This window comes from Aequorivita sp. H23M31, from assembly GCF_004022485.1.
Taxonomy (GTDB): Bacteria; Bacteroidota; Bacteroidia; order Flavobacteriales; family Flavobacteriaceae; genus Aequorivita; species Aequorivita ciconiae.
In genome coordinates this window covers 742,420-756,951 of record NZ_CP034951.1, presented here as the reverse complement: position 1 = coordinate 756,951, position 14,532 = coordinate 742,420, and the positions used below count along the sequence as shown (strand labels likewise).

Sequence of the window (14,532 nt, the reverse complement as noted above, 5' to 3'; positions counted from 1 at the left end):
CTAGCCACTAGGAAAAGGAATGAGAATACTACTGAAAATATTACTTGTTTTAAGTTCAATATATAGTTTTGGCCAGGATGATTTTGAAAGACATTTTGAAAAACTTGAAACTGCGGATACTCTTACTGACAGTAAAGTGATAGCTTACTACCAGTCAAAAAGTCAATTCAAGAATGACGATTTTTTTATTTATGACGGAACGTTGATAAACCGACTTTTAGACAATTCTTTCCTATTTAAAAAGAATAAAGCTGGTTTTATCATTTATAAGCTACCTTTTCAAAACAGCACCGAAATAGTATTTTCTAAAAACGAAAATTATCTTTTAAAAAAGGTTGAATATCGTAGTAGCGCGAGACAAATTAGGGGTACCTCGAAGGAACAGATTATAATCGACTTAAACAATTTGTCCTACATTGGACTGTTTACTTATAACTCGGTACAAAGCTGGGAATTTGATGATGAAGAAAATATGATTGTTTATAATAGTGCATGTAAATCTTTAATGAATATCGAGGATGATTTTCTTACGGTGCATACATTATGCTATGAAAACGACAATTTCCGGAATGAATGTGAAGAATGTATTTCGACGGGAATTTATGTAATCAAAGGAGATATATTGAGAAAGGTAAAATCATATTCAGAAAGGAATTTGAGTATGAACGACATTGAATGGATAGACTCCTTTTGTTTAGGAATGTCAATTGACGAATTTTTAAGAACCAACGATAAAGAAGTGCAGGAAATACCTCTTTTTGCATATGGTTATGATTCTGAAGAAATGGGATATGAAATTATTAATAATGATTTACGTCAATATTTTCTAGTAGTAAAAGAGAAGGAAATTGTTTCGGTCTTTGTAATGAGCCCAGAAATAGATATTCACGGAATTAATACCTCCTGGACGATTAATGAAATTTTAAAGAGGTATCCAGATTTAAAATTACATATTGATTTGATTACGCATTGGGAATATGTTTTTTTAAAAGACCAGAGCTTAAGGTTAATTTTTAAAACTGATAGTTCAAATCGAATTGGGATTTATGGAAATGATTTTGAGGAGGGTTCAATTGGTTTAAAGGAAGAGAATAAAACTATTGATTTAATACAGGTTGTAGGTAAAGGGAGCAATTAAGGGTACAGAATTAAATAGACTCGATTGAAATATAAAACCTTAGAACCCGTTCTATACCCTCAATAATAATTTTTAATTTAAAAATGATGACCATAAAAAAATTGATTTTAAGCATCTTTGTGATGCTTGCATTATTTTCCTGTAGTAGTAATGACGATAATGATAACACTCCGAGCCAGTGCGAGATTGCGATTGAAGCAGCAGTAGGGGCTAAACAAAACTATGAGGCGGCAACGGTAGAAAATTATACGCAACTCTGCATTGCCTACCGAGTAGCTTTAGAAAAACAACAGCAGGAATGTGGCGATAGTGATGGAAGTTTACAAGCTATAATCGACGGTCTTGGTGACTGTTCCGTATCAGCGGGTAATGAGGTTGAAGGTCAAATAAGTGTGAAAGCAGGAACGCTGAGCATCGTTTTTGATGAAATAAGAATTGACCGGGAGGGAGGACTTTTAAAAATACTAGGTGAAACTTCTGCGGCCAATAACTACAATATTTATTTTGAAGTTGAAGAAAACATGGTTGGAAATGATCTTTTTCAGAATTTTAAAATCAACCTAATATCATCCTATTATCCAATGGCTTCAAATTTTAATAATTCTGTGACAACAAATTCTGGTGGCGTTCTTACGGGTTCCTTCTCCGGAGTTGTTATAAACAATGATAATGGCCAGATTGAATTGACCAATGGGATTTTTGATCTGAGTTTTTGATACCTATAGATTAGTTAATATATTTTTTTTAATGAAGCCCGCTGTGAAATAAATCAGTGGGCTTTTTTGATTGTTATATTTGTCTCGTCCCAATAAAGTGTACCTATTTTGTACTTATTTTAAAATAGGTTTACAGTTTAAAGAGTGATGGGATTATGACCAGGAAATAATTATATTTGATAAGCTCTTTTTAGGCCACAGAAGCCAGGAACGAAGGTGGGCTCTTGTCTTAATAGCGTATCGCGATGGAGAGCTTATTAATTTGACGACTTTAGGTTACGCCTAATGGTTTTTTTTGAGTTTGTTGCAAAACCATTTTAGCATTCATTGTAATAAGAATGCCCTTGAGAAATAAGTGAATGGGTAAAGTAAAGTTTAAAAACCTTAGTAGCTTTTTAATATGAAATATTATAATATTGTTAAAACCGGGCAATAATAAACCTACAGGTTGATAATTTGAAAATATTACCTATATTTACCGAGCAAAATCAGGGCATTTGTAGTCTTCAAAAGAGCGGATACGATCAGTGTCAACTAGATATGCTTGAGGAGCAGTGGGCAGATCCAGAATTTTTATTACAATTTTTCAAAGCAAACGAAACCTTACTTTCAAACAGCATATATTCGCACTACACCGTTCGCGAAGCTGTACTTAAAACCATAAAAGATGCGCAGATTCTCTTTAATCAATTGTATGATATTGCAGAAGCAGGTTTTGAAGATCCACAAGAAAATCTTTCCCAATTCTTTGTGCCACTGCACAAGAGTGATGCAGCATTATTGGTGCAGCATCAACAATGTAAGGCTTATGGCCTTGAGATAGCAGATGGCTGGCTTCGTCTGTATGCCATTAGACTTAGCGCCAATTCTTTTATTATTACGGGAGGCGGCATAAAACTTGTAAGAACAATGCAAGAATCCATTCTTTTAAACAATGAGTTAACCGTATTAAAAAACGTTCAACAATTCTTAATCGACCACAATATTTTAGACGTCGATGATATCGTATCAGACAACACTATATGAGCAACAATTTCAACAAAGAAAAATTTGAAGAAGTGGTAGGAAAAACCGCTTCCTCCTGGGGAGTTAATCATCAAAAAAGACGAGCAGAACAGTCTTGGAAGCAAAAAAGTGCGATTATAGCCTTAAACGTGCTTACACTTTTGGAGGAAAAGAACTGGTCGCAGGCGCGTCTTGCGACGGAACTAAAAGTCAGTGCCCAACACATAAGCAATATAGTTAAAGGAAGGGTGAATTTTACCCTGGAAAGTATTGCAAAATTAGAGGCTGCTTTAGGTAATAAATTGTTTGAAATCAATTTGATAGATAGGGATAGGGAAGCCCGTACATTTGAATTTGTTAAGCAATGGATTGACAAGGAGCTTAAGCATAAAGCTGTTAAAACCAAAACTCCTGTTACATCAATTAGTTTAAATTCACTGCAACAGGTTTACAGTACTGACAAAAGGCAAGTGCCCTTAAAGCAGTTCAATAGTTCTGAAGTGGCAGATTACAATTTAAGACCAACCGGCTAAAAATTCGCTATGGCAGATCATAATTCATTGGGATTCGCTTTTACTGGCCTTAAAACAGTAGAGTTTGCAATTATTGAAGAGGCTTTTCGCAAAAGCGGGCCCTTGAGTATTCAAACAAGTTGCTCCTTTGGTTTTAATGAAGTTGAGAGCACTTTGATTGTAGAGGTGGAATTTAACTTTTACAAAAAAGAAATCCCTTTCATTAAAATAAAAGTACAGGGTTATTTTGAAATTGAAAAAAACACCTTGAAAACATTTTTTTTTCCAGAAAAGAAAGAGTTTTTGCTTCCAAAAAAACTAATGGTTCATCTTACAGTTTTAACTATAGGCGCAACTAGAGGAATACTTCACGCTAAAACTGAGGGGACAGTTTACAATGAGTTTGTATTACCAACCGTAAATGTGGATGCATTGATTAATGACGATTTGGTTTTTTCATCTCAGGATATGTAAATTTCTTCTGGCGATATTAAAATAAAATATGGTTGTTTTTTTTGGTATGTGGAGAGCCATTCAATTGATGTGATAGAACATGAAATTAAATCTACTTCCGCTTATTCAAAAAAAATCTTAGCTGGAATATACAGGTATACCAAAGATTGGAGAAAACCGAATATTAATTTAAAATTCAAATGAAATGGCCAAAAATGAAAAAACATCGAAATCTGTGGCTAGCAAAGCTTCCAAGTTATTAAAAGATCCAAAAACATCTAAAAATGTCAAATCTGTTGCAGCTTCTGCTTTGACACAGACGCCAGACAAAAAAAAGACGGCAAAAAAGAAAAAATAGTTTATAGGATTTTCAGAATTAATTGATGCCTTCCCTTATGGTTATCCGTATTGGATGGGTTTTATTTTGTTTATATCCTTCTATACATTTCCACTCGCACTGCCAAACGATTGGAAATATCCTCCTTCGGCGGACAGGCTCAGGAGCCTTTGATTCGTAGTTTTATTAACTTGAGGTATATTTTTGTTTTCTCGTGGGTTCGAATGGGTATATTTATTATGCTATTCACAACAATTTAGAAACTAATGAACTACAAATACTATCACGGAACTTCTTCAATATTTTTAGCTTCAATAGCAGAATTCGGATTAGGTGGAATTAATCCTAATTTAAAATATAAGAATTTAGAGTTGCTTAAATATTTAAGTGACCAAGGTGAGATTCATTTGACTACTAATATTGAGTATTTAAAATCAAGAGAACCCATTTTGGCAATGGCACGACAAACCGATTTGGAGATTGATATCCCCAATGGTAATAATATCTTTTTTAATTATCGTCACGATGGAATTTATGTAGCATTTACGCGTGAGAGAGCTGCAATATATGCTTGTGCAAACAGGTATGGTAGCGAAATACTAGATTATTGCATAAAGCTGTATAAGCTTTTGAAAATTGAATGTAAAGATTTTAGGCTTCCGGCAGATTTGAACTTGTTTGGCATTGAGAAATACTTAGATTATGAACAAATGCCAATTTTGGTCGAAGCCATTGGAGTCAAGGAAGAGGATTTAGAAACCGAAAATGGAAGAGAGGCTTCTCATATTTTAAATGAATTGCGTGAAATAATTCCGACTCTTTCAAAAAGGGAAAGATTTGAAAAACTACAATTCATTAATTTTAAAATATTAAAGCCAACTCCTCCGGAACGTTTGAAATTTTACGAGATAGAATATTCCAGTCATCCAAAATATTTAGATTTTGAATGGACAATGACGAAAATAGAGCCAGATTCAAATATTTTTAATCGTAACACAATCCCATAATATTTTTAATATCTGAGTTGAAGACTTAGGTTCCCTAGCTTTTATCTTGGCTAAAAGGGAATTATTAATTTTAAAATTTATACTTATTATTTTCAGTATTTTTATTTACCAATAATTGTGCGTTATGAATGAGCTTGAAATTAAATTGTTTGAAGAAGTACAAGATGGATATTCTCTTAATCCAGAACAAAAGGTGAAATTAAGGGAGGCTTGCACACGTGTTGTGAAGGATCATCCCGATGAATCTTTCCCACTTCTAATGAAAGCAGCAAAAATTTATCTAAATGCCATTTTGGAGTTTCCACAATTAACTTTGTAGAGGATTAAATATGGTTATTTCGGGAGAGTCTTGCAGCATACCGAATTTTTAATTCGGTAAAAGTTCTTATTAAAAGCCTGAAATTTTTCGATGAAAAATCACTTATCCATTTTAAGCTGGCTTACTTGATCCATCAGGTAGAGCACATTCTTGTTAATCGTGTCTTGATTATTAATTATTGTATTCAGTAAATTACGATTTTGCTTTACTTCAGCATCAAGTTCCTGAAATTTTTTACCTGTTATTTGTTGGTTATTAATGATAATAGTTGCTAGTCGAATAACTTCTCGGATGTCTTGCATAATGTTCTTTGGTTTTGAATTGACTAACAATGTAACTAAATATTGGCCAACATCTTGAAAGACCTTCTGAAAGAGGCTTTCTAGAAATTAATTAATTAGAATAATTGGCAATTATTCTAATTCCGTTTTTATCTTCACTATATGAAGAAATAAGATCGGACCTTTCTAAATTCTCGGCAAGAACACGGTTATAATCATTTTTGAGAAGTAAAGGCCTTTTGTAATTAACTGGTATTTTTTTGTAGGGTTCTGGCAGTTGACGAATGAGATCATAAATTTCTGAATTACTCAGTTCTATAAAATTAATATTTATAAGTTTTACTCTTGATTCTACGCTTTTTGTGGTTGCGAACAAATTGGTCAAAATTTCAACGTTTGTTTTTAGTTTTGCATCGACCAATATTTGTGAAACGACTTCTGCCATTCCAGTTGTCCGTTCTATAAGCGAAGAATCTACCTGCTTTTGAAATACAATTATTTTTTCCTTTAGATTTAAGCTCTGAGATTTAAGGAGAGCCAAGATGTCATTGTCGTCAAGGGCATAAGCTTCAATCTCTCTAAGAAAATCTGAAGACTGAACTTCGGCAAGATGAATATGTTCGTCAGGAAAATTTGTTTTTAAGTAGTCAAAATTGTTTTTTGTCGCCTTCGCATATTTGTTTTGAATAACCCAGTGAACTTTATTTTCGGATAGGTCGTCAAGGTTGATTTCTGAAAATATAAAATGAGTAGGGCTCAAAAGACTCGTATAGGCCTCGAAACTTAAATCATCATTAATTAATAGGTTTTTTACCAAATCTAATCTGTGGGATTTATCTGAAATTGTGTCTCGAAGTTTTAATTTGTTTAAAACTGTATAAACTTCTTTTCTTCCTAAAAACTTCGTGAAGCTTGCGTTGATTACACCTTCGTATTTATTAAAATACAATAAGACATTTGGCCAAGTTGGAGAAACCTTATTGTTCTCTATTAGGGAGTCCATAATCTCGATCTCCTTAATTTGATCTAACTCTATGATAGTTCTTTCAAATTTTTCAATTATAGACACCTTTAGATCTTTGGATAGTTTTAAGTGATTAATCAAATTAATAAAGCCTTTATCAGGCTCAGTAACCAATTCATTGGCATCTAATAATACATTCTGGACATATTCATCGATTTCTACTTCAATATTTTCTTTAAGAGTTTTTAAAGGAGATTTCGAAATGTCAAAGTAGCTTAACGATTCTTTTTCGTTTTTGTAAGCCATCATAGTCTTTAGATTGTGCTCATTTATCTTGTATTTATTCGTCTCATAAATGAAGTCCATCAGGTCATTTCTCGCCAAAGAAAGATTCTCAAATTTGATTTGCAGTTCATCTATTACCTCTTCAATCTTTATAAAGTTTTTGGCTTCTGGGAAAAGTGTCAAAAAGCCATCTTTGTTTTGAATGTAATCTTTAAGTGAAGAATTATCGGATTGTTGTAGAATATCCTTTATTTCTCCTTGAATTAGGATGTTCTTAAAATATATTTCCACTAGATCTTCCGTGTATGCGGAATTCTCTTCTAAATGTTTCCAAAAGCCATTCCATTGAGCAATACAAGCTTTGGAGAAATTATTAACCTCCGTGGAGTGTTCTATAATTCCGTTAATAAAATCTGTTCTTTCTTTAAAATCCGTAGCCAATAAGGAAATTATAGATTGCTGTTGAATTGCGTATTTATCGTTTGCGAACCAAAAATCAAAAAGTTGGTAATTTAGAATTGGTCTTGTGTGAAAATATTTTGATTCTATTTTTTCCGCCAGGTTGCTTATGTTTTTTAACTCAAAATCAAAGGCGAAGGCCACTCCACTTCTTAATGCAAGTAAAAAGTCGAAATCCATACTGGTGAGGCTCACTTCGTGAAAATATGAGATATATTCAGAGTAATATTTATCAACATAGCCATTTGTTATTATATAAATTAGGAGCTTGTTGGAGTTGTACTCTTTGAGGATTTCTTTGGCATCAAGTTCAATTAACAGCTGCCTTAGGTCATAGTTTTTAATAACTTTCTTTTTCTCTTGAAGCGCTGCGATTTTGGAAATAAGGGTTTCTCGGTAGGAGTAATCTTTATTGACAAGTTTTCTTCTATTTTCGTACGATAATTTTTCATTTACTTTCTTTTCCAAGTTTGAAAAATTAAAATCTTCATTCTGATTTGACATATCACCTCTATAGCTTCGGTAATTTCGATCAAATTGAATCGAGGGGCTGGATATTTTTAAAATTGATTTTGTTGATATTAGTTTATCGAAATTTTCATCCTCATTCAATTGGTTGAATGTGAAGACAGCTCCAGATATACCGAATGCAATGCTTCCAGGATTCATTTCAAATAATGTGGCTATATAGATTTTTTTTAGTTCATCTATGTCATTGATTTTCTGTCTATCTACCTCTTTTAGTTCATTTCGGGAATTAGTTATTTCATTATCGAGTTGTTCCATTAAATTTTCTTCGAAGGACTTTCTTCTTTCAAATATTTTTGAAATATCACTTTTGTTATTATGTAGGGCGACAAAGTCGTCTGGATAGAAGTTTTTATAGGTGATGATTGCGAATAGTTTATCCTGGGATAAAGATTCCTTTAGTATGTTTCTATATGTTAAATACTCATTCCAAATATTTTTCAGTAATCTCATATCATCAATGAAATATGAAATTCCTTGCACCAATTCTTCGCTAGGTCTTCTGACAAAGTCTAACGTAGCTAGTTTTTTGAGCAGAATATCACCCGAATTTGATGGATTTATAATCGGAATAATAGGGATAATAAAATCAAAGAATTTAACCCTATCTCTATCCACAAACATATCATCCCTTATTGCATAGATGAATACGATTGGCTTTTTCGATTTATCAATTTGTTCTGAGTTGTTTAATAGTAAGTTTATTTCCCTTAACTTACTGAAAATCTCCGTGTTGTTGAACCTGTCTAAATCTTCGATAATTACTATTCGATAGTCGGTTACGTGGAAGAAATATATTATTTCATCGAGATGTTTGTTTATTATTGACTGATCAATATCCTTATCAATTTCGAAATCGCCACTTTGGATATTAAATTTATTTATTTTAGAATTGTTAAAAACTCTTCTAAGGTTACCTAGTCCTAATCCAATCCCAGTTAGAAATATAATAGCCGCAGTAATTTTTAGAGGCTTACTATAAATGATTTCAGGGAACCATCCTTCAATCAATGGGAAATGAAATAATACCGTATAACTAATTAACCAAACCAAAACGATAAGAACAAAATTTATGATGCTATTTCTTGATAGAGAATTAATTCTTTTGAAACGAGAATCGGGAATTTCACTTTTTTTTACGTGGTAAAAAATCTGTTGTAGGATACTTAGCTCAAGTAAACGATTGAGACTGTCCTCTTCTGGACTCGTTTGTTTAGAATCCTCGGGATCCAATTTATCTACCTTAAAATTTGCTAGAGATATATTTAGGAACTTCTCCTGTGGGTTGATAGATTGGTAAGTTTGTAGTATGCTACTCTTACCAGAACCATAAGCTCCTGTTATGGCAATATTCTTATTCCTTGAATCTCCAAGTGCTTCATTAATTGCCGAGATATACGTTTTGATTTCTTCAACCTTAAGTATCGTAGGCGAAAGAGTGTCATAGGTACTTTCCTTTTCAACAAGTTTTGAGTTGGAATGTATGTTAGGTTGCAGGAACTCAAACAATTTCTTCATAATTTATCGTTTTGATGTAAGGTTAATTTATGGATTTCGGGTTTGCTTTATCGATACAGTTTAATTCTTCCCGCTCTCCATAAATCAAAAATTAAAGGTTTTCCTTCTTCAATAAAACACTTATGCCCAGATTCGTTAAGTCAAGGCAAAAATTAACAATACTCAAAAATGGCGAAATAAAATTTAAGATAATTGAGGAATCCCGCAATTGAATGACTTTTTGTTTTTGTAAGTTGCTCGAAATATGTTCAATAGAATGGAATTACTATAAAGTTGGGAAGTGAAGGCGATGCAATCGCGCACTAGCGGGGTAACAGAGCATAATGATATATATAGTTTTAACTTGAATTTTGAGGAATTACCGTTTGAGATTCCCGATATATTCCATGATCAAATGGAGGAGACACTTTTTCGTACTATGGAAATGTATCACGAAATACAAACAGAAGCCTGGATTAATAATGAGTTGGAGGAGATTAAGAGGCATTATGATATATCTAATTCAAAAAACGAATTTTCTGATGAGGATCTATATAATATGGTAATTAAGGATAATTTTGATTATTTGGTTAATTCACATTTTTATGAGGCTCTAATAGAAAAATTAAAACGGGATATAAAAGGCTTCAAAATAAATGACTTTTATGAAAGATTAGCCTGCTAATGACGTTCATATTTCACATTGGAAAGCAAAAGTATATTTGAACAAAATGAAATTCAGTAATCTTCAAATATAGCCGTCATAATAAACATAATTCAGAGGGGTACGCCAACTAAGAATTTTACCATAGTGTAATCAGCAAAGAAATAACTCATCTTGAAAGTGCAATTCTGGATAGAGTTGGACAAAGCTGGGCTGTGACTATTCATAAAAATTTTTCTACTAATGTATCACATTATTAGTTTCATTTTTTTATGGTTATCTCTTGTAGTAATAATCCAGAACAATCAATATAGTTAATAATCGGAGCACAGGCGATAATTCTAGTCCACGATTCTCTTCTGATGGGCTGTTTTTGTGTGAATTAAATCCATGTGAAATCAATGTGTGTCTACCCGAGATTAAGCGAGGGTATCTGCATCATAGCAATTATGTAATATTAATGACGTTTTATAAATTAAAATATATTATATTTGCATCATAGCAATTATGTCATTTGTTTATGAGGATCAAAAAAACAGTTTTAAAGCGTATTGTCATCTCAGATGGAATCGTTTCTGGATACTCATTTAGAGGGAAAATCAAAGGCTCTTTAAATGGAGATTTGCGCGTAGTGCAATTAAAGGATATGGAAAATGATTATTCCGATATTGGGAATGATTGTACTTATATTGACGGAAGTGATATCAAGGAGAAGTATTATTTAGAAGTGGGTGATATTTTATTCATTTCGAAAGGGGCGAATAATTTTGCGACTGTTTATGATTTAAAGGACGGAGTAGCCACAGTGGCTAGTTCCGTTTTTTATGTGATTAAGGTGGATACTGCTCAGGCTAATCCTTATTATGTTGCTTGGTATATAAATAAAAAGAGAGTGCAGCAATATTTCACAACCCACGCTTCTGGTACTTATTCGTTGAGTATAAACAAAGAGGTGGTTGAGGATATACCACTGATGCTGCCTCCACTGGATATTCAGCGAAAGATTGCGAAAGTCGCCGAGCTTGCCCAAAAAGAACAATATATTTACACTGCGCTCAAGGAAAAAAGAAATCAATTAATAGAAACTCAACTACTTAAAGTTATCAATTAAAACTTATGAATATTAAAGAAAGACCCAGTCAAGATCAGATAAACAAGATGCTTTGGAATGCGTGTGATACCTTCCGAGGTGCGTTTGATTCATCGGAATATAAAAATTACATTTTAGTTTTTATGTTCGTGAAATATTTGAGCGATGTATGGAAAGATCATTACAACGAATATAAAGAACAGTACGGAGATGATGAAGAATTGATTAAGCGCAAGCTGAACCGAGAGCGTTTTGTGCTGCCCGATAATTGTACTTATGATTATATCTACGATCATAGAAATGATGCGGATATTGGGGAAAAAATAGACAAGATTCTCTCCCAGATCGAGGAAAAGAATATTGAGAAATTGGATGGTGTCTTTAGAAATATAAGTTTCAATTCGGAGAAATTGGGGCAAACCAAAGATAGGAACCGCAGGTTGCTAAACCTTATCAACGATTTTTCCAAACCAGAGCTGGATTTCCGTCCGTCGTTATGGGATGGGAAGCAGGATGTTTTGGGAGAGGCGTATATGTATCTCTTGGAGAAATTTGCTTCGGGAGCTGGTAAGAAAGGTGGAGAATTTTTCACACCAAAAGAAGTGTCGCAACTTTTAGCCAAGCTTGTAGCACCAAAAGCGGGAGATCGAATCTTCGACCCAACTGCAGGTTCCGCATCACTTTTAGTACAAGTTGCAGAGGAAGTAAAAGATAAAGACGGCAACCCATCGAGGGACTTCGCTATTTACGGGCAGGAGAGCAATGGAGATACTTGGGCGTTGAGCAAGATGAATTGTTTTATCCACGGAATGGATGCTGCGCGGATAGAATGGTGTGATACCTTGAACAATCCGCAATTATTGGAAGGCAACGGGTTGATGAAGTTTGATGTGGTGGTAGCTAATCCGCCATTCTCACTTGACAAATGGGGACATGAAAATGCGGAGGCCGATAGGCATAGAAGGTATCTGAGAGGGATTCCACCTAAATCCAAGGGAGATTACGCTTTTATACTTCATATGATAGAGACCACCTTGCCAAACGGTCGGGTAGGAGTGATTGTGCCGCACGGAGTTTTATTTAGAGGTGGCAGCGAAGGAAAAATTCGCCAGGCACTCATAGAGGAGAACTTATTGGAAGCTGTGGTTGGATTGCCTCCAAACCTTTTCTTTGGAACGGGGATTCCTGCAGCTATCCTTATTTTCAACAAGGCCAAAACGAATACCGATACTTTGTTTATCGATGCCAGTAAGGAGTTTGATGATGGCAAGAAGCAGAACCGATTGCGGAAAAAGGATATTAAGAAAATAGTGGATGCGTACCAGGGTTTTGCTGAAATTCCAAAGTACAGTCATTTGGCTCCTTTGGATGAGATAAAGGAGAATGATTTCAACCTCAACATTCCGCGATATGTGGACACTTTTGAGGAGGAAGAACCTGTTGATATGGAAGCAACAAAACAGGAGATCGTGCAGTTGGAAAAAGAGTTAGTAGAAGTGAAGGCGGAGATGGAAGGGTATTTAAGGGAATTGGGTTTATAATTGAGAATCATTGTTGTGCGGTAAAAGAAACAAGACCGTCCCGATATTTCGGGACTACTAGAATCAAGAGCCAAGACTTGCCAGAAAAGACAGGTAGGCAAGCAGGCTAAGAACGTGAAGTGTTGGAAATGTAGTTTTTAGAGTTTTGGGAGCAATTGAACAACACGGATTTCAATTCCCCCGAATTCGAGGGAATTAAAAATGAAGCATTGATATGAAAGAATCTGAAATTATCCTTTACACGACACCCAACGGTGAAGTGAAGTTGGATATTCGCTTTGAGGATGAAACATTTTGGCTGTCCCAGAAGAAGATGGCCGAGCTTTTTGATGTTGACGTGCGAACCATTAACGAGCATCTAAAAAACATATTCGAATCTGGGGAATTGGATCAGGAACCAACTATCCGGAAATTCCGGATAGTTCAAAAGGAAGGGCAACGCCAGGTTGCCCGTGAAATAGAGTTTTATAATCTCGACGCAATTATCTCCGTAGGCTATCGCGTAAACAGTTTTAATGCCACCCAGTTTAGAATTTGGGCAACTAAAACTTTAAAAGAATTTATCATCAAAGGTTTTGTTCTGGATGATGACAGATTAAAACAAGCTAAAAATTTCGGTCAGGATTATTTTGATGAATTATTGGAGCGCATACGTTCCATAAGAGCTTCGGAGCGGAGGTTTTATCAAAAGATTACCGATATCTATGCCGAAGCCAGTATTGATTATGATCCGAGGGCACCTATTACCCGTTCCGAAATATGTGTCAGATTTTGATAAAACGGTAAAAGATTTGAAAAACAAAAAATAAAGAGAAGTGCCGATTGATCACAAAGCAAAAGGAGCAACTATCAATTTAGAGATAAAATAGAATTTATGACCTTCCAATACGCATCTGATTTGCATCTAGAGTTTCCCGAAAACAGGGCATACCTAAAAGCTCGACCCATTGAGCCAGTGGCCGATGTATTGCTGTTGGCAGGAGACATAGTGCCCTTTCGCGAAATAGATAGGCACAATAACTTTTTTGATTATTTGTCTGATCATTTTGAAAAAACTTATTGGGTGCCTGGCAATCACGAGTATTATCGATCTGATTTGGCAGATAAATGCGGCACTTTTAACGAAGCCATCCGGCACAATCTGTTTTTGGTAAACAATCAATCCTTAATTATAGAAGACATCAAGTTTATATTTTCATCACTTTGGTCGAAAATAAGCGCAGAAAATGCTGAAAATATACAAAGCCAACTTAATGATTTTAAACTGATAAATTATAAAAATTGCCCCTTAAAGATTGCAGATTACAATGACTACCACAAAGAAAGTCTTCACTTTTTAGAGCGGGAATTATCCCTGAGCAAACACCCTAAAAAAGTTGTTGTTACCCATCACGTGCCTACGTTTAGAAACTATCCTTTGGAATACTTAAACAGCCCTTTAAATGAAGCTTTTGCGACTGAGCTTGAAAGTCTCATTGAAAAAACACAGCCAGCATATTGGGTCTTTGGGCACCACCATCGCAACATACCTAATTTCAAAATAGGGAAAACGGAACTATGCACCAACCAATTGGGATATGTGGCATATAACGAGCACTTGGGCTTTGACCCCAAAAAAACGATTGATTTATAATGGAAGAAAAAAACATAGCTAATTCAAGAAGTGACCGCGGCAGTATTCAAACCTGCGACCCCGTTAAATTAAGGGAGAATTCTGCTTTGACAAGGGAGGGCGT

Annotated in this window: 15 protein-coding genes; 13 read left to right on the top strand and 2 right to left on the bottom strand. The window is 34.5% G+C overall.

Translation table 11 applies throughout. The features are described from left to right. Positions 1-19: 19 nt before the first annotated feature. The 8 genes from EI546_RS03375 to EI546_RS03345 all read left to right on the top strand — a co-directional run bounded on the left by EI546_RS03375 (position 20) and on the right by EI546_RS03345 (position 5,487). The gene (locus tag EI546_RS03375; protein ID WP_128249222.1) at positions 20-1,138 is read left to right on the top strand and encodes a hypothetical protein; all 1,119 of its coding nucleotides are present in this window, start codon (positions 20-22) and stop codon (positions 1,136-1,138) included. 83 nt (positions 1,139-1,221) lie between these two features. Next, positions 1,222-1,854: a hypothetical protein gene (locus tag EI546_RS03370; RefSeq protein ID WP_128249221.1), complete on the top strand. Its 633-nt coding sequence runs from the start codon at positions 1,222-1,224 to the stop codon at positions 1,852-1,854. A 540-nt stretch (positions 1,855-2,394) separates the two neighbouring features. Continuing rightward, positions 2,395-2,880 carry a hypothetical protein gene (locus EI546_RS03365; RefSeq protein ID WP_128249220.1) on the top strand — a complete coding sequence of 162 codons (486 nt, stop codon included), beginning with the start codon at positions 2,395-2,397 and terminating at the stop codon, positions 2,878-2,880. Continuing rightward, a complete protein-coding gene (locus EI546_RS03360; RefSeq protein ID WP_128249219.1) occupies positions 2,877-3,392 on the top strand; it encodes a helix-turn-helix transcriptional regulator in 516 nt (171 codons plus the stop codon). Before EI546_RS03365 ends, EI546_RS03360 begins: the two co-directional genes overlap by 4 nt. 9 nt (positions 3,393-3,401) lie before the next feature. Further along, positions 3,402-3,845: a hypothetical protein gene (locus tag EI546_RS03355; RefSeq protein WP_128249218.1), complete on the top strand. Its 444-nt coding sequence runs from the start codon at positions 3,402-3,404 to the stop codon at positions 3,843-3,845. Positions 3,846-4,029: 184 nt separating this feature from the next. Further along, positions 4,030-4,182, top strand: coding sequence for a hypothetical protein (locus tag EI546_RS16120; RefSeq protein WP_164905158.1), 153 nt, complete (start codon positions 4,030-4,032; stop codon positions 4,180-4,182). 245 nt (positions 4,183-4,427) lie between these two features. After that, positions 4,428-5,168 (top strand): hypothetical protein, encoded by a 741-nt coding sequence (locus tag EI546_RS03350; protein ID WP_128249217.1) that lies wholly within the window; start codon positions 4,428-4,430, stop codon positions 5,166-5,168. 124 nt (positions 5,169-5,292) lie between these two features. Further along, the gene (locus EI546_RS03345; protein ID WP_128249216.1) at positions 5,293-5,487 is read left to right on the top strand and encodes a hypothetical protein; all 195 of its coding nucleotides are present in this window, start codon (positions 5,293-5,295) and stop codon (positions 5,485-5,487) included. 98 nt (positions 5,488-5,585) lie between these two features. Here the strand turns inward: EI546_RS03345 and EI546_RS03340 are convergent, their stop codons facing one another. Together EI546_RS03340 and EI546_RS03335 are read right to left on the bottom strand one after the other, a co-directional pair. Further along, positions 5,586-5,789, bottom strand: a complete 204-nt coding sequence (locus EI546_RS03340) for a hypothetical protein (RefSeq protein ID WP_128249215.1) — start codon at positions 5,787-5,789, stop codon at positions 5,586-5,588. 91 nt (positions 5,790-5,880) lie between these two features. Continuing rightward, positions 5,881-9,522, bottom strand: coding sequence for a YobI family P-loop NTPase (locus tag EI546_RS03335; RefSeq protein ID WP_128249214.1), 3,642 nt, complete (start codon positions 9,520-9,522; stop codon positions 5,881-5,883). Between the two features lie 289 nt (positions 9,523-9,811). Here EI546_RS03335 and EI546_RS03330 point away from each other — a divergent pair, with 289 nt between their 5' ends. The 5 genes from EI546_RS03330 (at position 9,812) to EI546_RS03310 (ending at position 14,429) form a co-directional block, all read left to right on the top strand. After that, positions 9,812-10,186, top strand: coding sequence for a hypothetical protein (locus EI546_RS03330; protein ID WP_128249213.1), 375 nt, complete (start codon positions 9,812-9,814; stop codon positions 10,184-10,186). A gap of 499 nt (positions 10,187-10,685) precedes the next feature. Continuing rightward, positions 10,686-11,276: a restriction endonuclease subunit S gene (locus EI546_RS03325; RefSeq protein WP_128249212.1), complete on the top strand. Its 591-nt coding sequence runs from the start codon at positions 10,686-10,688 to the stop codon at positions 11,274-11,276. A gap of 5 nt (positions 11,277-11,281) precedes the next feature. Continuing rightward, positions 11,282-12,796: a type I restriction-modification system subunit M gene (locus EI546_RS03320; protein WP_205649754.1), complete on the top strand. Its 1,515-nt coding sequence runs from the start codon at positions 11,282-11,284 to the stop codon at positions 12,794-12,796. Between the two features lie 214 nt (positions 12,797-13,010). Next, positions 13,011-13,571: a virulence RhuM family protein gene (locus EI546_RS03315; protein WP_128249211.1), complete on the top strand. Its 561-nt coding sequence runs from the start codon at positions 13,011-13,013 to the stop codon at positions 13,569-13,571. 99 nt (positions 13,572-13,670) lie between these two features. Continuing rightward, a complete protein-coding gene (locus EI546_RS03310) occupies positions 13,671-14,429 on the top strand; it encodes a metallophosphoesterase (protein ID WP_128249210.1) in 759 nt (252 codons plus the stop codon). The last annotated feature ends 103 nt before the right edge of the window (positions 14,430-14,532 follow it).